This window comes from Streptomyces sp. NPDC088810 (genome assembly GCF_044750305.1).
In the GTDB taxonomy this organism is placed as follows: Bacteria; Actinomycetota; Actinomycetes; order Streptomycetales; family Streptomycetaceae; genus Streptomyces.
In genome coordinates, this window is record NZ_JBIVJQ010000001.1 from 1,384,671 (window position 1) to 1,406,336 (window position 21,666).

Annotated in this window: 17 protein-coding genes and 1 riboswitch; of the genes, 6 read left to right on the forward strand and 11 right to left on the reverse strand. The window is 73.7% G+C overall.

Features of this window, described 5'->3' with window-relative positions:
* The first annotated feature begins 50 nt into the window (after positions 1 to 50).
* Positions 51 to 779 carry a ZIP family metal transporter gene (locus tag ACIP4Y_RS06375; protein WP_401388404.1) on the forward strand — a complete coding sequence of 243 codons (729 nt, stop codon included), beginning with the start codon at positions 51 to 53 and terminating at the stop codon, positions 777 to 779.
* Between the two features lie 11 nt (positions 780 to 790).
* Here ACIP4Y_RS06375 and cobI read toward each other — a convergent pair whose 3' ends face one another.
* From cobI to ACIP4Y_RS06425, 10 genes are all read right to left on the reverse strand, one after another.
* Complete coding sequence (gene cobI / locus ACIP4Y_RS06380) at positions 791 to 1,540, reverse strand: precorrin-2 C(20)-methyltransferase (RefSeq protein ID WP_401388407.1); 750 nt, start codon at positions 1,538 to 1,540, stop codon at positions 791 to 793.
* Positions 1,537 to 2,913, reverse strand: a complete 1,377-nt coding sequence (locus ACIP4Y_RS06385) for a cobyrinate a,c-diamide synthase (protein WP_401388410.1) — start codon at positions 2,911 to 2,913, stop codon at positions 1,537 to 1,539. The genes cobI and ACIP4Y_RS06385 overlap by 4 nt, the downstream gene beginning before the upstream one ends.
* A complete protein-coding gene (gene cobO, locus ACIP4Y_RS06390) occupies positions 2,907 to 3,506 on the reverse strand; it encodes a cob(I)yrinic acid a,c-diamide adenosyltransferase (protein ID WP_356150824.1) in 600 nt (199 codons plus the stop codon). The genes ACIP4Y_RS06385 and cobO overlap by 7 nt, the downstream gene beginning before the upstream one ends.
* Positions 3,506 to 5,497: a putative cobaltochelatase gene (locus ACIP4Y_RS06395; protein ID WP_401388413.1), complete on the reverse strand. Its 1,992-nt coding sequence runs from the start codon at positions 5,495 to 5,497 to the stop codon at positions 3,506 to 3,508. The genes cobO and ACIP4Y_RS06395 overlap by 1 nt, the downstream gene beginning before the upstream one ends.
* Positions 5,494 to 9,144 carry a cobaltochelatase subunit CobN gene (gene cobN / locus ACIP4Y_RS06400; protein WP_401388416.1) on the reverse strand — a complete coding sequence of 1,217 codons (3,651 nt, stop codon included), beginning with the start codon at positions 9,142 to 9,144 and terminating at the stop codon, positions 5,494 to 5,496. The genes ACIP4Y_RS06395 and cobN overlap by 4 nt, the downstream gene beginning before the upstream one ends.
* A complete protein-coding gene (locus ACIP4Y_RS06405; protein WP_401388419.1) occupies positions 9,141 to 10,649 on the reverse strand; it encodes a cobyric acid synthase in 1,509 nt (502 codons plus the stop codon). The genes cobN and ACIP4Y_RS06405 overlap by 4 nt, the downstream gene beginning before the upstream one ends.
* A complete protein-coding gene (locus tag ACIP4Y_RS06410) occupies positions 10,646 to 11,590 on the reverse strand; it encodes a cobalamin biosynthesis protein (RefSeq protein WP_358644271.1) in 945 nt (314 codons plus the stop codon). The genes ACIP4Y_RS06405 and ACIP4Y_RS06410 overlap by 4 nt, the downstream gene beginning before the upstream one ends.
* Positions 11,591 to 11,690: 100 nt before the next feature.
* Positions 11,691 to 11,833, reverse strand: a riboswitch (cobalamin riboswitch).
* A gap of 125 nt (positions 11,834 to 11,958) precedes the next feature.
* Entirely contained in the window at positions 11,959 to 12,186 is a 228-nt protein-coding gene (locus ACIP4Y_RS06415; RefSeq protein ID WP_358644273.1) for a hypothetical protein, read from the reverse strand.
* A 31-nt stretch (positions 12,187 to 12,217) separates the two neighbouring features.
* Positions 12,218 to 13,471 carry an anion permease gene (locus ACIP4Y_RS06420; RefSeq protein WP_401388423.1) on the reverse strand — a complete coding sequence of 418 codons (1,254 nt, stop codon included), beginning with the start codon at positions 13,469 to 13,471 and terminating at the stop codon, positions 12,218 to 12,220.
* A 143-nt stretch (positions 13,472 to 13,614) separates the two neighbouring features.
* Positions 13,615 to 14,487, reverse strand: coding sequence for a lysozyme (locus tag ACIP4Y_RS06425; RefSeq protein WP_401388426.1), 873 nt, complete (start codon positions 14,485 to 14,487; stop codon positions 13,615 to 13,617).
* 201 nt (positions 14,488 to 14,688) lie between these two features.
* Between ACIP4Y_RS06425 and ACIP4Y_RS06430 the strand changes: the two genes are divergently transcribed.
* The 3 genes from ACIP4Y_RS06430 to ACIP4Y_RS06440 all read left to right on the forward strand — a co-directional run bounded on the left by ACIP4Y_RS06430 (position 14,689) and on the right by ACIP4Y_RS06440 (position 18,314).
* Entirely contained in the window at positions 14,689 to 15,390 is a 702-nt protein-coding gene (locus tag ACIP4Y_RS06430) for a class II aldolase/adducin family protein (protein WP_401388428.1), read from the forward strand.
* A gap of 202 nt (positions 15,391 to 15,592) precedes the next feature.
* Positions 15,593 to 16,720, forward strand: coding sequence for an alpha/beta hydrolase (locus tag ACIP4Y_RS06435; RefSeq protein WP_401388708.1), 1,128 nt, complete (start codon positions 15,593 to 15,595; stop codon positions 16,718 to 16,720).
* Positions 16,721 to 16,895: 175 nt separating this feature from the next.
* Positions 16,896 to 18,314: a hypothetical protein gene (locus tag ACIP4Y_RS06440; RefSeq protein WP_401388431.1), complete on the forward strand. Its 1,419-nt coding sequence runs from the start codon at positions 16,896 to 16,898 to the stop codon at positions 18,312 to 18,314.
* 16 nt (positions 18,315 to 18,330) lie between these two features.
* Here the strand turns inward: ACIP4Y_RS06440 and ACIP4Y_RS06445 are convergent, their stop codons facing one another.
* Positions 18,331 to 18,747, reverse strand: a complete 417-nt coding sequence (locus ACIP4Y_RS06445) for a VOC family protein (RefSeq protein ID WP_358644283.1) — start codon at positions 18,745 to 18,747, stop codon at positions 18,331 to 18,333.
* A 213-nt stretch (positions 18,748 to 18,960) separates the two neighbouring features.
* Here ACIP4Y_RS06445 and ACIP4Y_RS06450 point away from each other — a divergent pair, with 213 nt between their 5' ends.
* A complete protein-coding gene (locus tag ACIP4Y_RS06450; RefSeq protein ID WP_401388434.1) occupies positions 18,961 to 19,662 on the forward strand; it encodes a hypothetical protein in 702 nt (233 codons plus the stop codon).
* A 93-nt stretch (positions 19,663 to 19,755) separates the two neighbouring features.
* Positions 19,756 to 21,354 (forward strand): ribosomal protection-like ABC-F family protein, encoded by a 1,599-nt coding sequence (abc-f, locus tag ACIP4Y_RS06455; protein ID WP_401388437.1) that lies wholly within the window; start codon positions 19,756 to 19,758, stop codon positions 21,352 to 21,354.
* The last annotated feature ends 312 nt before the right edge of the window (positions 21,355 to 21,666 follow it).

The following is a 21,666-nucleotide window of genomic DNA, read 5'->3' on the forward strand; positions in this document are numbered from 1 at the left end:
TGTTGCTGTCGGACGTGCGGGAACGCGGGTCGATCCGATAGCAAGGGCCTATGGCGGTCTTCGTCGCGCTCGGCGCGTTCCTGATGACGCTGGCCGGCGGCTGGACGGCACAGCGCGTGACCGACCGCCGCCATCTGGTCCTGGGCCTGGCCGGCGGGCTGATGCTGGGCGTGGTCGGCCTGGACCTGCTGCCGGAGGCGCTCCGGGCGGCGGGCACCGAGGTCCAGGGCGTCCCGGCCGCGCTCCTGCTGTTCCTGGCCGGCTTCCTCCTCGCCCATCTGGTGGAACGCCTGCTGGCGGCCCGCCGCGCCGCCCACGGCGCCGACGAACACGACCACCGGGCCCCCGAGGTGGGCCTGACGGCGGCCGCGGCGATGGTGGGGCACAGCCTGATGGACGGCGTGGCGATCGGCGCGTCGTTCCAGGTGGGCGGCGGTATGGGCACCGCGGTCGCACTCGCCGTCATCGCCCACGACTTCGCGGACGGCTTCAACACCTTCACCCTCACCAGCCTGTACGGCAACGCCCGCCGCAAGGCCCTCGCCATGCTCTTCGCGGACGCCGTCGCGCCCGTCGCCGGAGCCGCCGCGTCCGCGTTCCTCACCATCCCGGAGCACGTCCTCGGCGGCTATCTCGCCCTGTTCGGCGGCGCACTGCTGTACCTCGCCGCGGCCGAGATCCTCCCCGAGGCCCACCACGAGCACCCCGCCCGTTCGACCCTGCTGTGCACGGTCGCGGGCGTGGCCTTCATGTGGCTGGTGGTGAGTCTCACGGGGTGACCCGGGCGGTGTCACAGCTTCCCGCCCCGCCCGCCGTCCCGCCGCGGGGGCGCGATCAGCGTCGACAGATACGGCAGCGGCGTCCCGTCCAGCTCGGCGGCCGGCCGCACCGACTCCTCCGGCAGCCCCAGCGCCGACCCCCACACGGCGTCCTGGAGCCGCCCGTTCTCCGCCAGCGCCTCGGCCACCTCGGCGGCCTGCCGCCCGAACTTATACGCCACCACGGTCCCCGGCCCGGCCAGCGCCTCCTTCAGCACGGCCGACCCGGCCGTCACCGGTACGAGGGTGAGCGGCTCGGTGCCCTCGGTCAGCACGGCCCCCGACCGCGCCGCGAGATCCTGCATGGCGGTGATCCCGGGCACGGTCTCCACGACGACACCCGGTACCAGCTCCGCGATGGTGTGCGCCAGATAGGTGAACGTCGAGTACACGTTCGGGTCGCCGATGGTGGCGAACGCGACGGACCCGTGCCGGGCGAGCAGCTCGGCGACCCGGGCACCGGCCGCGTCCCAGGCCGCCTCCCGCCGCGCCCGGTCGGTCCGCTCGTTCAGCGCGAACACCACCCGGACGACCTTCTCCGCGGGAACGTAGTGCAGCACCGTCGCCTCGGCCCGCCCCGGCTCCCCGCCGTCTTTTCCGTCATCTGCAGCCATGACGGGTACGACGACGACATCGGCGGCCCGCAGCGCGTTGACCCCCTTGACGGTCACCAGCTCCGGATCACCGGGACCGACCCCGACTCCGACCAGCGTGCTGCTCATGACGTCCGGCACCTCTCCACGAACCGACGGGCGACACCGGGCTCGGACGCCCAGTGCGTGTGCAGATAACTCGCGTGCACGCCCTGCTGTACGAAACCTTCGACCCGCCGCACCGGGGCGCGCACACCCCAGGCGGGAGCGGCACCGGCGCCGGGCTCGACGACCGTGCGGTGGAACTCGTGCCCCCGCATGCGCGTCCCGGCCGCCGCGAGCACACTGTCGCCGACGGCCACGGCGTCCCGGTAGCCCAGGGTGAGCCGTTCACTCATCCGGGCGGTGGCGTCGAGCACCCCGCACATGGGCCGGCCGTCCAGCTCCCGGCAGAGGTAGAGCAGTCCGGCACATTCGGCGGCCACGGGGGCGCCGGAGAGCGCGAGGTCCGCGACGGCCTTGCGCAGTGGCTCGTTGGCGGACAGCTCGGCGGCGTACACCTCGGGGAAGCCGCCCCCGATGACCAACCCGGCGGTGCCGTCAGGCAGTTGCTCGTCGTGGAGCGGATCGAAGGGGACCACCTCGGCACCGGCGGAGGCGAGCAGCTCGGTGTGCTCGGCATAGGAGAAGGTGAAGGCCGGCCCGCCGGCTACGGCGACGACAGGCGCTCGCTTCCCGGCCGACCGAGTCGAGTCGGCGGGTGGGCGAACGGGGGTCCAGGGGGCGGGGCTCCCCGGGAGGGCACCGGCACTACGGGCAAGCCCCTCCAACGCGGCCAGGTCACACCCCTGAGCCACCTGCGCACCCATCGCCGCCACAGCCTCCACCGCAGCGGGGCGCCGCTCGGCGACCGGCACCAGCCCCAGATGCCGCGACGGCGTCTCCACCCGAGCCGCCCGCCGCAGCACACCCAGCACCGGCACGCCGGAGGCATCCAGCGCATCCCGCAGCAGCGCCTCGTGCCGATCGGACCCCACCTTGTTCAGGATCACGCCCCCGACCCGCACCTCCGGATCCCAGGACGCGAACCCGTGCACCAGCGCCGCCACCGACCGCGACTGCGACGACGCGTCCACGACGAGCACCACCGGCGCCCGCAGCAGCTTGGCGACATGCGCGGTGGACGCCAGCTCGCCTTCCCCGGCGGCCCCGTCGTACAGCCCCATCACACCCTCGACCACGGCCAGGTCGCACCCCCGCGCCCCGTGCAGGAACAGCGGAGCGACCAGCTCCGGCCCGCACAGGTACGCGTCCAGGTTGCGCCCCGCCCGCCCGGTCGCGAGGGCGTGGTACCCCGGGTCGATGTAGTCCGGCCCGACCTTGTGCGGGGACACGGCGAGCCCCCGCGCGGCGAACGCGGCCATCAGCCCCGTGGCGACGGTGGTCTTGCCGCTGCCCGAGGAGGGCGCGGCGATGACCAGCCGGGGAACGGACGTCACCACTCGATGCCCTTCTGGCCCTTCTGCCCCACGTCCATGGGGTGCTTGACCTTGGACATGTCGGTGACGAGGTCGGCGAAGTCCACCAGCTTCTCCGGCGCGTTCCGCCCGGTGATCACGACATGCTGGGTACCGGGCCGGTTCCGCAGCACCTCCACGACCTCGTCGGTGTCGACCCAGCCCCAGTGCATCGGGTACGCGAACTCGTCCAGCACGTACAGCCGGTACGTCTCCGCGGCCAGGTCCCGCTTGACCTGCTCCCAGCCCTCGCGGGCCTTCTCCTCGTTGTCCATCTGGGCGTCCCGCTGGACCCACGACCAGCCCTCGCCCATCTTGTGCCAGTCGACGGTGCCGCCCTCGCCGGAGGCGCCGAGCACCCGCAGCGCGTTCTCCTCGCCGACCTTCCACTTCGCCGACTTGACGAACTGGAACACCCCGATGGGCCACCCCTGGTTCCAGGCGCGCAGCGCGAGCCCGAACGCGGCGGTGGACTTGCCCTTGCCGACGCCCGTGTGCACGACGACCAGCGGCCGGTTCCGGCGCTGGCGGGTCGTCAGACCGTCGTCCGGTACGACACTCGGCTGTCCTTGCGGCATTACGCGGCCCTCCCGCTCTGCATTCCCTTCACCAGCCCGGCGATCGAGTCCGCCCGCAGCTCGTCCAACGTCACGGCCGTACCGCCCAGCTCGCCGGCCAGCTGCCCGGCGAGCCCGAGCCGCACCGGCCCCGACTCGCAGTCCACCACCACCGAGGCGACCTGCTCGGCCGCGAACAGCCGCGCCGCACGCCCCGCGAGGGCGACCGGCTCGGGGCCGCCGGTGGCCCGGCCGTCGGTCACCACGACCACCAGCGGCCGCCGCGCCGGATCCCGCAGCCGCTCCACGCGCAGCACCTCGTGCGCCTTGAGCAGCCCCGCCGCGAGCGGCGTACGCCCCCCGGTCGGCAGCGACTCCAGCCGCGCGGCGGCGGCATCGACGGAGGACGTAGGCGGCAGCGCGACATCGGCCGCCGAGCCGCGGAAGGTCACCAGACCCACCTTGTCCCGCCGCTGGTAGGCGTCGAGCAGCAGCGACAGCACGGCGCCCTTCACGGCGCTCATCCGCTGCCTCGCGGCCATCGACCCGGAGGCGTCCACCACGAACAGCACGAGGTTGCCCTCACGTCCCTCCCGGGTCGCCTGCCGCAGATCGTCCCGCCGGACCACCAGCCCCGGCCCGGACCGGCCCCGCGCCCGCTGGTGCGGCGCGGCGGCCTGCACGGTCGCGGCCAGGTGCAGCTTGGTCAGCGCCCCCTGGGGCCGCCGGGCCCCGGTGGTCCGCCCGTGCTCGGTCCGGGCCCGCGAGCGCCGCCCGGCGGCACCCTCACCGATGCCCGGCACACTCAGCACCCTGGCACGGAACGGCTCGGCGGCCCGTACGGCCGACTGCTCCTGCCCGCCGGACGCCTGTGGCTGCCCGCCCTCACCGGCCTCGGGCCGCGCGTCGCCGGCGCCGTCGCCCTGGGGACCGCTGTCGGGCGCCGGCTGCCCACCGCCCCCACCGGGACCGTCGGGGTCCGGATCGTCGTCGGGGGACTCGCCGGAGAACTCCTCCAGCGTCTCGTCCAGCTTGTCCTCGTCCAGGCCCGGAGCGTCGAACGGGTTCCGCCGGCGCCGGTGCGGCAGCGCGAGCAGGGCGGCCTGCCGTACATCCTCCGCGAGCACATCGGTCCGCCCGGCCCACGCGGCCAGCGCCGTCGCGGTCCGCGCCATCACGATGTCGGCGCGCATGCCGTCCACCTCGAAGGCGGCACAGGTCGCCGCGATCTGCCGCAGCGCCCCGTCACCCAGCCGCACCTGCGGCAGCAACTCCCGCGCCGCCACGATCCGCCGCCGTACGGCTGCCTCTTCCTCCGCCCACCGCGCGGCGAAGGCGGCGGGGTCGTCGTCGTACGCCAGCCGGCGCCGGACGACCTCCACGCGCTGGTCGGGCTCCCGCGAGGCCGCGACCTCCACGGTCAGCCCGAACCGGTCCAGCAACTGCGGCCGCAGCTCACCCTCTTCGGGGTTCATGGTGCCGACGAGCAGGAACTTCGCGGCATGCCGAACGGACACGCCCTCGCGCTCCACGTACGACGCACCCATCGCCGCCGCGTCCAGCAGCAGGTCCACCAGGTGGTCGTGGAGCAGGTTGACCTCGTCGACGTACAGGATCCCGCGGTGCGCGTCGGCCAGCAGGCCCGGCTCGAAGGCCTTCACACCCTCCGCGAGCGCCCGCTCGATGTCCAGCGCGCCGACCAGCCGGTCCTCGGAGGCGCCCACGGGCAGCTCGACCATCCGCGCGGGGCGCTCGGTGCCGGGGCCGGCCTCGTGCGGCCCGTCCGGGCACCCCGGGTCCGGGGCGGCCGGGTCGCACGAGAAACGGCAGCCGGGCACCACGGCGACCGCCGGCAGCAGCGCCGACAGCGCCCGTACCGCCGTGGACTTCGCGGTGCCCTTCTCGCCGCGCACCAGCACACCGCCGACCGCCGGTGACACGGCGTTCAGCAGCAGCGCGAGCCGCAGATCGTCCTGGCCGACGACGGCCGTAAAGGGGAAGGGGGTGGTCACTGGTCGCCCTCCAAGTCGCCTTCGAGCTCCAGGTAGGTGGCGCGCAGCCGCTCCAGCGTGTCCGCGTCGGGCTCCGCCCACAGGCCGCGGTCCGCCGCCTCCAGCAGGCGCTCGGTGATGCCGCGCAGCGCCCACGGGTTGGACTTCTTCATGAAGTCCCGGTTCTCCGGGTCGAAGACGTACTCCGCGCTCAGCTTCTCGTACATCCAGTCGTCGACCACGCCGGCCGTCGCGTCGTAGCCGAACAGGTAGTCCACGGTCGCCGCCATCTCGAAGGCGCCCTTGTAGCCGTGCCGGCGCATGGCCGCCATCCAGCGCGGGTTGACCACGCGGGCGCGGAAGACGCGGTGCGTCTCCTCGCCGAGCGTGCGGGTCTTCACCTGGTCCGGTACGGCCGAATCGCCCACGTAGGCCTCGGGGTTGGCACCGGTCAGGTGCCGGACCATGGCGACCATGCCGCCGTGGTACTGGAAGTAGTCGTCGGCGTCGACCAGGTCGTGCTCGCGGGTGTCGACGTTCTTCGCGGCGACGGCGATCCGCTTGAACGCGGTCTCCATGTCCCCGCGCGCCGCCCGCCCGTCGAGCCCCCGCCCGTACGCGTAGCCGCCCCACACCGCGTACACCTCGGCGAGGTCGGCGTCGCTGCGCCAGTTGCGGGCGTCGATCAGCGGCAGCAGACCGGCGCCGTACGCGCCCGGCTTGGAGCCGAAGATGCGGGCCGTGGCCCGGCGCCGGTCGCCGTGCCCGGCGCTGTCCTCGTCCACGTGCGCCCGGACGAAGTTCTGCCCGGCCGGCTCGTCCAGCTCCGCCACCGCCCGCACCGCGTCGTCGATCAGCCCGACCACATGCGGGAACGCGTCCCGGAAGAACCCGGAGATCCGGACGGTGACGTCGATGCGCGGGCGTCCCAGCTCGGCCAGGGGGATCACCTCGAAGCCGGTCACCCGGCGCGAGGCGTCGTCCCACACCGGGCGGCAGCCCAGCAGCGCCAGGATCTCGGCGATGTCGTCGCCCTGCGTGCGCATCGCGGACGTGCCCCACACTGTCAGGCCGACGGACTTGGGGTACTCCCCGGTGTCACTCAGATACCGCTGCACCAGCGAGTCCGCGAGCGACTGGCCGACCTCCCAGCTCAGGCGGGAGGGAATGGCCTTGGGGTCGACGGAGTAGAAGTTGCGGCCGGTCGGCAGGACGTTGACCAGGCCGCGGGTCGGGGAGCCCGACGGGCCGGCGGGGACGTAACCGCCGTCCAGCGCCCTGAGGATGTGCCCGATCTCGTCCGTCGTACGGGCCAGCCGCGGGACGACCTCCGCGCAGGCGAACTCCAGCACCGCGACGGCCTCGGGGAGTTCGGCGCCGAGGACGTCCCGCAGAACGCCGTGCACGGCCGCGCCGTCCCACGCCCGGGACTCCATCGCCTCGGCGATCCGCCGGCACAGCTGCTCCAGCAGGTCGATCGCGTCGGCGGCGGTCCGCGCCGGGCCGTCGACCAGGTCCGACAGCTCCACCGGCACCTTCACCGGCGCTCCGGGCTCGGCCAGCAGCTCCTTCTCCACCAGCCCGAAGTGCTGTGCCAGCGAGGCCCGCAGCCCCGGCAGCGCGTTCGCCTGCCCGCCCCATACCTGGGACGCCCGCAGCACCGCGAGCACCAGGTTCACCCGCGGCTCGCCGACCGGTCCGCCGCCCAGGATGTGCAGGCCGTCCCGGATCTGCACGTCCTTGATCTCGCACAGGTAGCCGTCGATGTGCATGACGAACTCGTCGAACGCGTCGTCGTCCGGCTGCTCGTCCACGTGCAGGTCGTGGTGGAGTTCGGCCGCCTTGACCAGCGTCCAGATCTGGGCGCGGACCGCCGGGGCCTTCACCGGGTCCAGGTCGGAGACGAGCGCGTACTCGTCCAGCAGCTGCTCCAGCTTGGCCAGGTCGCCGTAGGTGTCCGCGCGGGCCATCGGCGGCACCAGGTGGTCGACCACCGTGGCGTGCCCGCGCCGCTTGGCCTGGGTGCCCTCGCCGGGGTCGTTGACGATGAACGGGTAGATCAGCGGCAGGTCGCCGAGGACCGCGTCCGGCGCGCAGCCGGCGCTCAGGCCGAGGCCCTTGCCCGGCAGCCACTCCATGGTGCCGTGCTTGCCCATGTGCACGATCGCGTCGGCGCCGAACGAGTTCTCCAGCCACCTGTACGCCGCCATGTAGTGGTGCGACGGCGGCATGTCCGGGTCGTGGTAGATCGCGATCGGGTTCTCCCCGAAGCCGCGCGGCGGCTGGATCATCACGACGACGTTCCCGAACTGCAGCGAGGCCAGCACGATGTCGTCGCCGTCGACGTAGAGGGAGCCCGGCGGCTCGCCCCACGCCTCCCGCATGGCGTCCTTGAGTTCCGGGTCGAGCTTCTCGAACCACGTCCGGTAGTCGGCCAGCGGCACCCGTGCGGGCGCTGCGGCCAGCTGTTCCTCGGTCAGCCACTCGACGTCGTGGCCGCCCGCGTCGATGAGCCGGTGGATCAGCTCGTCGCCGTTGTCGGGGTGCCCCTCGACCACGTACCCGGCGTCCCGCAGCGCGTCCAGCACCCGTACCGCCGACGCGGGCGTGTCCAGGCCGACCGCGTTGCCGACCCGGGAGTGCTTCGTCGGGTACGCCGTGAAGACCAGGGCGATCCGCTTCTCGGCGTTCGGCTTGTGCCTGAGCCGGGCGTGCCGGACGGCGATCCCGGCCACGCGGGCGGCCCGCTCGGGGTCGGCGACGTAGACCGGGACCTCGTCGGGGCCCTGCTCCTTGAAGGAGAACGGAACGGTGATCAGCCGGCCGTCGAACTCCGGGATCGCGACCTGCATCGCCGCGTCCATGGGGGACAGGGCCGCGTCGGACTCCTCCCACGCGGCCCGCGAGGAGGTGAGGCACAGCCCTTGGAGCACCGGGACGTTCAGGTCGGCGAGCGCGCCGATGTCCCAGGACTCCTCGTCGCCGCCCGCCGACGCCTGCGAGGCGTGCGTGCCGCCGGCCGCGAGCACGGTGGCCACCAGCGCGTCGGCCCGGCCCAGCAGCTCGTACAGCCCGGGGTCCGCGCCGCGCAGCGAACCGCAGTACACCGGCAGGGCGTTGGCGCCCTGCGCCTCGATCGCCGCGCACAGGGTGTCCACGAAGGCGGTGTTCCCGCTCAGTTCGTGCGCCCGGTAGAACAGCACGCCCACGGTCGGACGGCCGTCCCGGATCCCGTACGAGCCGTGCACACCGAACTCCGGCATCCTGCGCGGCTCCTCGAAGCCCTCGCCGGTCAGCAGCACGGTGTCCGACAGGAACCGGGACAGCTCCAGCAGGTTCGCGGGGCCGCCCTCGACCAGGTACTTCAGCGCCTCCGCGACCACACCGGCCGGCACCGACGACTCGGCCATCAGCTCGGCGTCCGGCACGGCCTCGCCGCCCAGCAGCACGGTCGGGATGCCGGCCGCCTTCAGCGCGGCCAGCCCGTCCTCCCAGGCCCGCTTGCCGCCCAGCAGCCGTACGACGGCCAGGTCCGCGCCCTCGATCAGGCCCGGCAGTTCCTCGGCGACGTCGACCCGGGTGGGGTTGCCGATACGGTAACCGGCGCCGGAGGCCCGGGCCGCCAGCAGATCCGTGTCGGCGGTCGACAACAACAACACTGTGCTCATGCGGGCGCTCCCGGTGGAATGAAAGGCAGTCCTTGCGGCGCGCCCGACTCGATGAGCCGCCAGAGCGCGTCCGTGTCCGCGTGCTGTTCGATCAGGTCGCCGAGCCGGTCGAGCTGCTCCTCGCGCAGCGCGGCGAAGGAGGTGCCGGGCGCGGGCACGAAGCGGCGGCCCGCTGCGGCGGCCACCTCGCGCAGGAAGGCCCGCCGGAAGCCGTCGGACTCCAGCGATCCGTGCCAGTGGGTGCCCCAGGTCTGGCCGACCCGGCAGCCGTCCAGGAAGGGTTCGCCGCCCTCGACGGCGGCCACGCCGTGGTGGATCTCGTAGCCGTCGACCCGCTCGCCCAGGGCTTCGCCGCTGGGCCGGGTGAGGGTCTTCTCGCGGGCGAAGCGCACCCGGACGGGCAGCACGCCGAGGCCGTGGACGGCTCCGGCGCGGGACTCGACCTCGTCCTCGATGTGCTCGCCGAGGATCTGGAAGCCGCCGCAGATGCCGAGGACCGGGCGCCCTTCCGCGGCCCGCCGGACGAGGGCGTCGGCCAGCCCCCGCTCCCGCAGCCACTGGAGCGCCCGTACGGTCCCGCGCGTGCCCGGGACCACCACGAGGTCGGCGTCCGCCAGCTCCTCCGGCCGGTCCACGAACCGCACCACGACACCCGGTTCGGCGGCCAGCGCGTCCACGTCGGTGAAGTTGGACATCAGCGGGATCGCGCACACGGCGACCCGCAGCACGTCCTCGCCGACCGGGGGCGTGACCGTGGACTCCCGTACGGTGCCCCGCAGCGACACCCGCAGCCCGTCCTCCTCATCGATGCCGAGCCCGTGCCGGAAGGGCAGCACACCGTACGTCCGCCGTCCGGTGAGATCCCGGAGCATGTCCAGGCCGGGCTCCAGCAGGGAGACGTCGCCGCGGAACTTGTTCACCAGGAACCCGGCGATCAGCTCCTGGTCCTCCGGCGAGAGCAGGGCGACCGTGCCGAAGAAGGACGCGAAGACACCCCCGCGGTCGATGTCGCCCACGACGAGCACGGGCAGCCGCGCGTTGCGCGCGATCCCCATGTTGACGATGTCGGTCCGCCGCAGGTTGATCTCGGCCGGGCTGCCCGCCCCCTCACAGATCACCGCGTCATACGTGCCCCGCAACTCGGCCAGGCAGTCCAGCACCGTGCCCAGCAGCCGCTGCTGGCGCCCGCCGTGGTACCCGCGCGCGCTCAGCTCGCCCACCGGCTTGCCGAGCAGCACCACCTGGCTGCTCTGCTCGCCGCCGGGCTTGAGCAGCACCGGGTTCATCAGCGCGGTCGGCTCGATCCGGCAGGCCTGGGCCTGCATCGCCTGCGCCCGGCCGATCTCGGCGCCCTCGCGCGTCACGAACGAATTGAGGGACATGTTCTGGGCCTTGAACGGCGCGACCTTCACGCCCTGGCGGACCAGCCAGCGGCAGATACCGGCCGTCACGACGCTCTTGCCGGCGTCGGAGGTTGTGCCGGCGACGAGGAGACCACCGTTCACTTCCCGCGTCCTTTCAGCAGTCGGCGCACGGCGAGCGTGCTGCCGAGGGCGAGCAGGCCGACGCGGCGGGAGAGCCGTACGGCCCGGTCGATGTCGGTGACCCGGACCGGCCGTCCGGTGGCGCCGTTGAGCACCGGGCGGTGCTCGACCCGGCCGCCGTAGGAGAGCGTCCCGCCCAGGCGGACGCCGAGGGCACCCGCGAAGGAGGCCTCCACGGGCCCGGCGTTGGGGCTCGGGTGCCGGCGCGCGTCGGCCTTCCAGGCGCGCAGGGCGCCCCGCGGATCCGGTCCGGCCGCGGCGGCGAGTACGGCGGTCAGCCGGGCCCCCGGCCAGCCGGCGACGTCGTCGAGGCGGGCGGCGGCCCAGCCGAAGCGCCGGAAGCGGGGCGACCTGTGACCCACCATCGCGTCCAGGGTGTTGACCGCCCGGAAGCCGAGGAGCCCCGGAACCCCGGCCGCCGCGCCCCACACGAGGGCGCCCACCACCGCGTCGGAGGTGTTCTCCGCGACCGACTCGACCACGGCCCGGGCGATGCCGTCGGCGTCCAGCGCCTGCGGGTCCCGGCCGCACAGGTGGGGCAGCCGCGCCCGGGCCGCCTCGACGTCCCCGGACTCCAGCGCGCGCCCGATCGTGCGGGCCTCCCGGGCGAGCGAGGTGCCGCCCACGACGGCCCAGGTGGCGGCGGCGGTCAGCGCGACGGAGGCGGTACGGGAGGGGCGTACGGCACGCGCGGCCAGCGCCCCGAGCGCGACGGCGCCGCCGGCGCACACGGCGGTGTGCAGGGCGCCCCAGCCGCGGTGGTCGTGCCACAACGCGCCTTCCACGGCGCCCGCCGCCCGGCCGAACGCGGCGACGGGATGCCCGCGGCGCGGATCGCCGAGAAGCAGGTCCCCCAGGACGCCGGCGGCGGCGCCGTACGCGTATGTGCGATCGGCACCCATCGGCTCAACCGGCCGTGGGGACGGGAACGGGCCTGGTACGGGTCCTCGATGGGCAGCCGAGCATGGCGATATGTGTCCTCACTCAGGGTGTCCGCGCCCTGGTTCGACGTGAATCGGCGGTGAGAGTTCCTGGCTCCCGGGGTTCATTCCCCGGTGACAGTGGCGGGACCGCGCCGGATTCGCACCGGCTTCCTCTCCTGCCGCCGTACATGGCCCGGGCAGTCCACCACGCCCCCGGAACGGCCGTCAACTTGCCTTTGACCTGGGAGGGGAGAGTGTGCCGATCCCCACACCGCGGGGCGTGCGGGCCGTTCGGGGCTACGGCAAAGGCTCCCCTCCGCGGGGAGGGGAGCCTTTGGGTGGATCGGTCAGGCCTTGGCCACGATCAGGTTGATGCCGTACGCCACCGCCGCCGCGCACGCCGCGAAGCAGAGGTAGGCGCCGGTGACGGCGAGGCCGGCGGAGCCGCCCTGCGCCACGGCCTTCTCGCGGCGGTTCAGGCCCGCGATGCCGAGGGTGAACAGGGCCACCAGGCCCACCGTGACCACGAGGCTGACGCCGAACACGGAGCCCAGGGCTGCCCAGTCGATCTTCATAGTGCTTCCTTCGGTAACCGGGTGCTCGGGGTCAGACCGCGGCGGCCGGCGGGCTGGCCGTGGCCGGTTCGGCGGGGGCGGTGGTCTGCTGCGGGAACGCGAGGTCCAGATCGGCGGCGACCGTGCCGGTGGGCGGCGGGATCACGGCGGCGATGGCGGTGGTGACCACGCCGGCCGGCTCGTCGGTCTCCTCGACCACGTTGGTGTGGTCGACGACCTCGCGGCGGGAGATCTTCCAGATCGCGGCGCTCGCGGCGACGAGGAAGACGGCGACGACGGCGGTGCCCCAGTCACCCAGGCCGGTGACGAACTCGGCACCGGCGCCGACCAGCGCGGCGGCCGGCAGGGTCAGCGCCCAGGCGACGAACATGCGGGTCGCGGTGGACCAGCGGACCACACCGCCCTTGCGGCCCAGGCCCGCGCCCATCACCGAGCCGGAGACGACGTGCGTGGTGGAGAGGGAGAAGCCGAGGTGCGAGGAGGCCAGGATGGCGGTCGCGGCGCTGGTCTGCGCGGCGAAGCCCTGGCGCGGCTCCAGGTCGGTCAGGCCCTTGCCCATGGTGCGGATGATGCGCCAGCCGCCGATGTAGGTGCCGAGCGCGATGGCCAGGCCGGCGGAGAGGATCACCCAGGTGGGAGGGTTCGAGCCGGGGGCGAGCGAGCCGCCGGCCACGAGGGCGAGGGTGATGATGCCCATCGTCTTCTGGGCGTCGTTGGTGCCGTGGGCCAGGGAGACCAGGCCGGCGGAGGCGATCTGGCCGGCGCGGTAGCCCTTGCGGGTGGCCTCGCCGTCCGCGGTCCCGCCGATGCCGTAGGAGAACCGGGTGGCCAGCAGCGAGGCCAGGCCCGCGACGATCGGCGCGGCGACGGCCGGCAGCAGCACCTTGGTGACCAGGACGTCACCGTGGACGGCGCCGAAGCCGGCGGAGGCGACGGTGGCGCCGACCAGGCCGCCCATCAGGGCGTGCGAGGAGCTGGAGGGCAGGCCCACCAGCCAGGTCAGCAGGTTCCAGAGGATCGCGCCGACCAGGGCGGCGAAGATGACCTCGGGACGGATGCCGGTCTCGTCGACGAGACCCTTGGAGATCGTGTTCGCGACCTCCACGGAGAGGAAGGCGCCCACAAGATTGAGGACGGCGGACATGGTCACCGCGATCTTCGGCTTCAGGGCGCCTGTGGAGATGGTGGTGGCCATCGCGTTCGCGGTGTCGTGGAAACCGTTCGTGAAATCGAACGCGAGAGCGGTGACGACCACTATCGCGAGGATCAGCGAGAAGCTTTCCATTTACCCAGGCAATCGTTCGAGGTCATTGGCTGGTCGAACGTAGGCAACCTGGGTGAACGGAAGATGAACTGAGGCGGGCGCGAGGGTGTCAGTAACGCGCGCGAGAGATTCCGCTTGTGTCCCTCGCCCCAGGCGCCGCTTGGCTACCGGCCCCGCGCCAGGATCTGCAGCCGGCTCAGGGAGCCGTTGAAGAGATTCTGGTCACCCGGCAGCCGGCCCGTGGTGGCGTACTGCCAGAACGTCCAGTAGTGCCAGCCGCCCGGCAGCGTTCCCGGCCGCGAGGTGCCGTGCCGGGCGATCCACAGGGGGTTCGAGGAGGAGAAGGCGCGGCTGTTCCCGGTGCACAGCTTCCACCACTGGGTCGTGGTGTAGATCACCGGACGGCGGCCGGTCTCCCGCTTGATCTCGTCGCTGAAGGACCGGATCCAGCGGACCATCCGGGCCTTGCCCAGCCCGTAGCACTTGTGTTGCGTGCTGTACGGGTCGTACTCCATGTCCAGCGCGGGCGGCAGCGTCCAGCCGTCCGCCCGCCAGTCGCCGCCGTGCCGCACGAAGTACGCCGCCTGCCGGGTGCCGGAGGACCGGTCGGGCAGGGCGAAATGGTACGCGCCGCGCAGCAGGCCGGCCTTGCGGGCGCCGGAGTACTGCCCGGAGAAGTAGGGATTGCGGTAGGTCGTGGACTCGGTCGCCTTGACGTACACGAACCGGGCGCCCTTCGCCGCGGCGGCGGCCCAGTCGACGCGCTTCTGGTGGGACGAGACGTCGTGCCCCCGGGGCAGCGCGGCGGCGAGCGTCCACAGACCGGCGAACCGGGAGGCTCCGGCGTGCTGTGACGTTTCGGCTGCCTGCCGGGTTCCGGTCGGCTGTGAGGTTCCGGCTGCCTCGGCTTGCCCTGCCGGCTCGCCGGGTCCCGCCGGCCCGGCCGACGCGGGTGCGGTGCCCGCGAGGGCGAGGGCCGCCGTGACCGCCGCGAGGACACCGGCGCGGCGGCGGACAAGGGTGCGTTCGCGGGCCATGCGTCTCCCCGGGGTGGCGGACGACCGCGGGCGGCGGCGATCGTCCCGTGGGCAAGAGAGGCCATTGAAGGCCCGACGATCACCGCATCCGGGCCCCTTCCGAGCGTTTCGTGGCCGGATCCGCCCGTTCGGCCGTACGGTTTGCGCGGAAGCGACCGATCCCGCCCGCTCACCGCCCGGTCCGGCTGGCAGGATCACCGCATGGCTGAACCGCTGCGGAACACGGACGACACACACCAGGCCGGGCACCAGGCCGGGAATCAGGACGTGGCACGGCTGTGGGCGGACGTGGTCGCGACGGCGCGCCGGACCGTCGCCGACGGGCTGGTCGTCGGCACCTCCGGCAACGTCTCCGCGCGCATCGGTGACCTCGTGCTGGTCACCCCGTCGGGCGTCCCCTACGACCGGCTCACCCCCGCCGACCTCACCGGCGTCGACCTCACCGGACGCCAGGTGCTCGGCACGCTCGTGCCGACCAGCGAGCTGCCCATGCACCTCGCCGTCTACCGCACCACCGACGCCCGCGCCGTCGTCCACACCCACGCCGTGCACGCGACCGCCGTCTCCACGCTCGTGACCGAACTGCCGCCGGTGCACTACATGGCCGGCGCCCTCGGCGGCCCGATCAGGGTCGCCCCCTACGCCCCCTACGGCACCGACGAACTGGCCGGGAACATGCTCCGCGCCCTCACCGGCCGCTCCGGCTGCCTGCTGCAGAACCACGGCACGATCACCTACGGCACCACCCTCGACCAGGCCTACGACCGCACCGCCCAGCTGGAGTGGATGTGCCGCCTGTGGCTGACGGCGTCCTCGGTGCCGGGCCTGACACCGTCCCTGCTGACGGAGGCACAAGTCGCCGAGGCCGGGGAACGCTTGAAGGGATACGGCCAACGGAGGTGACCCCTTGCCGAGCAGCAACCCGTTCCGCCCCCTGCCGACTCCGCTCGCCCTGCTCCGCAGCAGCGGTGCGAGCCGGCTCGGCTCCATCCGTCGCGTCGGCGCCCAGTGGCGGCGTGGCCACCCGGCGGTGCCGAAACCGCCCGCACCCGTGCGGTCCGCGCTTCCGCTGGCCGCCGCCCGCAACCCCGCCGACACTGGACCCGTGCGCACTGTGAAGGCGACCGCCACCGCGCTCACCGCGGTCCTGGCCGCCGGCACGGCTTCCGTGGTCGCCGGCCGGCTCGCCAGCGACGCCGCACTGAAGGCACCGCCGGGCCGGCCCCTGCCCACCGAGCCCCGCCTCACCGTGCACCGCGCGGGCGCCGGCCAGATCGCGCTCACCCGCGACCTGGCCGCGCTGCGCCCCGGCACCTACGGCCTCGCCGGCGACGGCTCCCACGCGGTCGTCGGCCCCGTCCTGGAGGCGGCCACGCACAGCGCCGACACCGTCGTACGCCGCCTGGAACGCGTCACCCACGGCACCTTCGCCCCCGGCGACGCGGCGTGGCTCACCCCGAACGTGTACGTCGGCAACCCGCACACGGCCCTCGGCCTGGACCACGAGGACGTCGACGTGCCCGGGGCCCTCGGCGCCCTGCCCGCCTGGTTCGTGCCGGGCCACCGGGACACCTGGGTGATCGCCGTGCACGGCCTCGGCGCCACCCGGGAGCACGCCCTGAACGTCATGAGCTTCCTGCACCGCCGCCGGCTGCCGGTCCTCGCCCTCGCCTACCGCGGCGACCCCGGCGCCCCGCGGTCGCCGGACGGGCTGAACCACCTCGGCGAGACCGAGTGGCGGGACGTCGAGGCGGCGATCCGCTACGCCGTCGGCCGCGGCGCCCGCCGGGTCGTCCTGCTCGGCTGGTCCACCGGCGCCACCATGGCCCTGCGCGCCGCCGAGCACTCCGCGGTCCGCGACCGCATCGCCGGACTCGTCCTGGACTCGCCGGTGCTCAGCTGGGAGGCCACCCTGCGGGCCCTGGCCAGGGCCCGGCACACCCCGCAGCCGCTGCTGCCGCTCGCCGTGCGGGCCGCACAGGGCCGGGCCGGGCTGCACGCCGACCGGGTCGCCGAGATCGTCGACCCCGACCGGCTCCGGGTGCCCACCCTGATCGTGCACGGCCCGCAGGACCAGGTCGCCCCCTGGGAGTTCTCCCGCCGGCTCGCCCGGCGCCGCGCCGACGTCGTCGCCCTGCACACCGTCGAGCACGCCCCGCACGCGGCGATGTGGAACGCGGACCCGGCCGAGTACGAGGAACGCCTGCGCCGGTTCCTCACCCCGCTGATGTGACCCGCTGACGGCACCAAGGCCCGCCGGTACCGGCGCGAAGCATTCCGTTTAAAGCCGTACGGCTGGCTCGATCACGTCGCCGCGGCCCGTCCCGGACCCCGTGCCTTGGCCAGCCCCGTCGCCCGCGGTGACATTCCGTTTGGGTTTTCGGACCGTCAACCGGAAGACTGCACCCGTGACGTCCCGTATCCCGCGCGACTCCAGGCTTCGACTCGTCCGACCGCGACCCCTGGCCGCCGCCCCCAGAGCTGTGAACCAGCGGCGCCCACGGCGCCCCGCACCCCGGCCGCCGGAGGGCACACCCGCCCCCGCCGAACTGGCCGGAATGGCCCGCACCGGTCTGGCCGGCGCGGCCCGCGTCGCCCGCTGGGCCGACGCCGCACTCGGCCCCGGCCGCGCCGGCGCCACCGCCGACGGCAAGGCCACCCTGTCCGACGCCACCGCGGAACGCGCCGCCGCCGAACTGGGCCTGAGTGTCGCTCAGATCCGCGCCGACTGGGACACCGCCCGCCTCGCCGGACTCGTCGAGGTGCACGGCGACAGCGCGCGCCCCGGCTGGCGGCTGCGCGCCTGGGACCGCGACGACAGCGCCGTACTGCGCGGCTGGGTCGCCCTCTTCGACGCCTGGTCGCTCGCCTGCCCCGAACCCGACGGGCACGAGCCGGCCGCCGTCGCCGAGGTCGTCTCGGCCATGCCCCAGGTGCTCTCCTTCCTCCAGCTCTCCGCCGGCCCCGTCCCGGTCGAGCAGCTGCTCGACCTGCTCCAGCAGCGGGTCACCGAACTGCGCACCGAACGCTGCGAGGTCGCCTACGAGCCCGGCACCGGACAGCCCGCCGGCACCCCGCGCCCCGCGGACCCCGCGCCGGCCGAGGACGCCCCGCTCGCCCCGCTGCTCGACTGGGCGCTGCGCGCCCTCGCCTCCGTCGGCGCCCTCACCTACGGCGACGGCCAGGCCACCCTCACCCCGCTGGGCAGCTGGGCGGTGTGGGTCAAGCTGGAGCAGATCTGCGTGGCCGCGCAGAGCCCCGCCGGCAACATCGAGCAGTCCGCCGAGGACATGCTCCGCGGCTGCGCCCAGCTCCGCCCCAACGCGGCCCGCGCCGAGTACCGCGCCTGGCTCGCCGCCCGCCCCGTCGGCAGCGCCGTCACCGAGCTGATCGGCGCCGCCCGCGGCGACGACGCCCTGCTGCGCGGCCTGGCCTTCGAGGCGCTGCGCGTCGTCGGCGCCCCCGCCGAGCCCGACGTGCGGGCCGTGGTCGACGAGCCGGCCCTGCGGCCGTACGCGCTGCTGTGGCTCGCCGAGCACGACGGGATCGACCCGGAGGACGCCCACGAGGTGCTCACCCGGGAGGAGGCCACCTGGCTGTGGGTGGACACCGCCGCCGCCGTCGCCGACCACGGCGAGGCGCCGATGCTGGTCCGGCACCTGGAGTCCGCGGTGCAGCCCACCGTGCCCCAGCTGCTCGACGAGGTCCGCGCCGTCGGCCACCCGCGCACCGTGCAGGTCCTGGTCGCGCTCGCCGCCGCGCACCCCGACCCGGCCCTGGCCAAGGCCGTCCGCCGGGCCGCCTTCCAGGTGCACACCGGGGGATGAGCGGCCGGGGAGCGGCTCAGCCGCCGATCTCCGGGGCGTAGGTCCCGAAGCTCCAGACGTTCCCCTCGGCGTCCCGGGCCATGTAGTCCCGCGAGCCGTAGTCCTGGTCCGTCGGGGGCATCAGGATCTCCACCCCGTGTTCCACGGCCCGCTGGTGGTGCGCGTCCACGTCGTCCACCACGACGTACACCCCGGCGGGTCCGGCGTCCTTCATCGCCGTGTCGAAGAGGCCGCCGCGGCCCTTGGAGCCGATCATCACCGCGCCGCTGCCCTGGACCAGCTCGGCGTGCATCACCTTGCCGTCCTGCGTCTCGTACACCGACAGCTCGGTGAAGCCGAGGGCCTCCGTGAGCTGCCTGATCGCCGCCCTGGCGTCCGCGTAGAGCAGCGTGGGATAGATGCTCGGCCGTGCGCCGCCACCCGTGCCTGCCATGCCGATCACTCCTTCGTGCATCGGTTGCGCCGTGCTCCTCGAGTCTTGCAGGCACCACTGACAACGCCCCGGCACGGCGGGCCGCACCGCCCGCCGCCGAACGAGGGACTTCCGGTTCCGGCCCGCCCGGCCGCTCCGCCCGCCGGGCCGCCGGTGACTACGCTCTGCGCCTGATCCGGGACGGTGGATTCCAGTCGGTACCAAGGGGGCAAGGTGGCCTTTCCACCACACCGTCTGGTCGCCGCCCTCCTCGCGGCCGTCGTCGCTCTCGGCCTGCTCGGCCTGGCCCGGCACGCGCGGCCCGCCCCCTACGGCGACCGGCTCCTGCCCGGCGGGCCGCACCCGGACACCCGGGCCTGGGAGACGCACGACGGCGCCGTGGCCGGCTACGACAGCCGTACCGGGGCCCTGCGGTGGCGCTACGCGCGCGCGGGACACCGTCCCGTCTCCGTGCTCCCCGCGCGCGGGGAGGTGATCGCGCTCTGGGACGACGGGCTGCTCACCGACACCGACGGCCGCTCGGTGCGCTGGCACCGGGCCCTGCCCGACGCCGCCGAGTGGCTGCCGGACCAGGGCGGCACCGGCGTCCTGCGCCCCCTGGGCCGCGGCATCCTCGCGGTCGTCACCCCGCGCCGGGTCACCGCGTACCGCACCGCCGACGGCGATCTGCGCTGGGTGCTGCCCGCCCGGCAGGGCTGCGCGTTCCGGCCCGAGGGCGCCGTACGGCGGGGCACGGCCCTGCTGCTCGCCCAGCCGTGCGCGGACAGCGCCTGGACCGGCCAGCTCGTGGCCCTGGACCACCTGGGCCGGATCGCGCCCGGCCGCACCCCGCTGGGCAACGATCTCCCCGGCCCGCCTCCCGGCCCCCACCCCGGACACCTGGACGCAGAAAAACCGCTTGCCCGGCCCCGTTAGACTTGTTCCCATGGCCATTCTCCTCGCGCATTAGACGGCGGGAACGTCCTCAGCCGCCCACCCGCCAACCCCTGTACGCCCTGGAGTCTGTCCTTGATTTCCGCCTCCGGTATCGAGCTGCGCGCCGGTGCGCGCGTCCTCATCGAGAACGCCAGCTTCCGTGTCGCCAAGGGCGACCGCATCGGCCTCGTCGGCCGTAACGGCGCGGGCAAGACCACCCTGACGAAGTGCCTGGCCGGCGAGGGCATCCCGGCCGCCGGCCAGATCACCCGCTCCGGCGAGGTCGGTTACCTCCCGCAGGACCCCCGCACCGGCGACCTCGACGTCCTCGCCCGCGACCGCATCCTCTCCGCGCGCGGCCTCGACGTACTGATCCGCAAGATGCGCGAGAACGAGGAGCGCATCGCCAACGGCAAGGGGTCCACCCGTGAGAAGGCGCTGAAGCAGTACGAGCGCCAGGAGACGGAGTTCCTCACCAAGGGCGGGTACTCCGCCGAGGCCGAGGCCGCCACCATCGCCGCCGCGCTGAACCTGCCCGACCGGGTGCTCGGCCAGCCGCTGCACACGCTCTCCGGCGGTCAGCGCCGCCGTATCGAACTGGCCCGGATCCTGTTCTCGGACGCCGACACCCTGCTGCTCGACGAGCCGACCAACCACCTCGACGCGGACTCGATCATCTGGCTGCGGGACTACCTGAAGACCTACCGCGGCGGCTTCATCGTGATCTCCCACGACGTCGACCTCGTGGAGACCGTCGTCAACAAGGTGTTCTACCTGGACGCGAACCGGTCCGCGATCGACATCTACAACATGGGCTGGAAGCTGTACCAGCAGCAGCGCGAGGCCGACGAGAAGCGCCGCAAGCGCGAGCGGGCCAACGCCGAGAAGAAGGCCGCCGCGCTGCACTCGCAGGCCGACAAGATGCGGGCCAAGGCGACCAAGACCGTCGCCGCGCAGAACATGGCGCGCCGGGCCGACAAGCTCCTCGCGGGCCTGGATGCGGTCCGGATGTCCGACAAGGTCGCCAAGCTCCGCTTCCCGGAGCCCGCGCCCTGCGGCAAGACCCCGCTGACGGCCGAGGGCCTGTCGAAGTCGTACGGCTCGCTGGAGATCTTCACCGACGTCGACCTCGCCATCGACAAGGGCTCCCGGGTGGTCATCCTGGGCCTCAACGGCGCCGGCAAGACCACGCTGCTGCGGCTGCTCGCGGGCGTGGAGCAGCCGGACACCGGACAGGTCGTCCCCGGTCACGGGCTCAAGCTCGGCTACTACGCGCAGGAGCACGAGACCCTGGACGCCGACCGCACGGTCCTGGAGAACATGCGCTCGGCCGCCCCCGACATGGACCTGGTCGAGGTCCGCAAGGTGCTGGGCTCGTTCCTGTTCTCCGGCGACGACGTCGACAAGCCGGCCGGGGTTCTCTCCGGCGGCGAGAAGACCCGTCTCGCCCTCGCGACCCTGGTGGTCTCCTCGGCGAACGTGCTGCTCCTCGACGAGCCGACCAACAACCTGGACCCGGCCAGCCGCGAGGAGATCCTCGGCGCCCTGCGCACCTACAAGGGCGCGGTCGTCCTCGTCACCCACGACGAGGGCGCGGTCGAGGCGCTCCAGCCGGAGCGGATCATCCTGCTGCCGGACGGCGTCGAGGACCTGTGGGGCTCCGACTACGCGGATCTCGTCGCCCTGGCGTGATCGAAAGACTGATCCACTGAGTATGGATCATTCGGCCCACTCGTGATCCATCATCTGTGTGAGATCTCCTCGTACCGGGGTGTGTCGTACACGGATTTTCCGGCCGATCCCCCGACAGTCGGGGGATCGGCCGTTTTGCCTTCCTGACCTGGCACTTCGCGAATCCGCTCGCACGGAGCCGTGGACCGCACCCCTCGGAATCCCTTATTCCGCTTGTGGGGATCCGCTCCTGTCGTCACAACGATGTCTCACGGACCTTGCCGAATGGGTGGCCATCACGCCCGCGAGGGGTGATCATGAGGAGACCAGAGC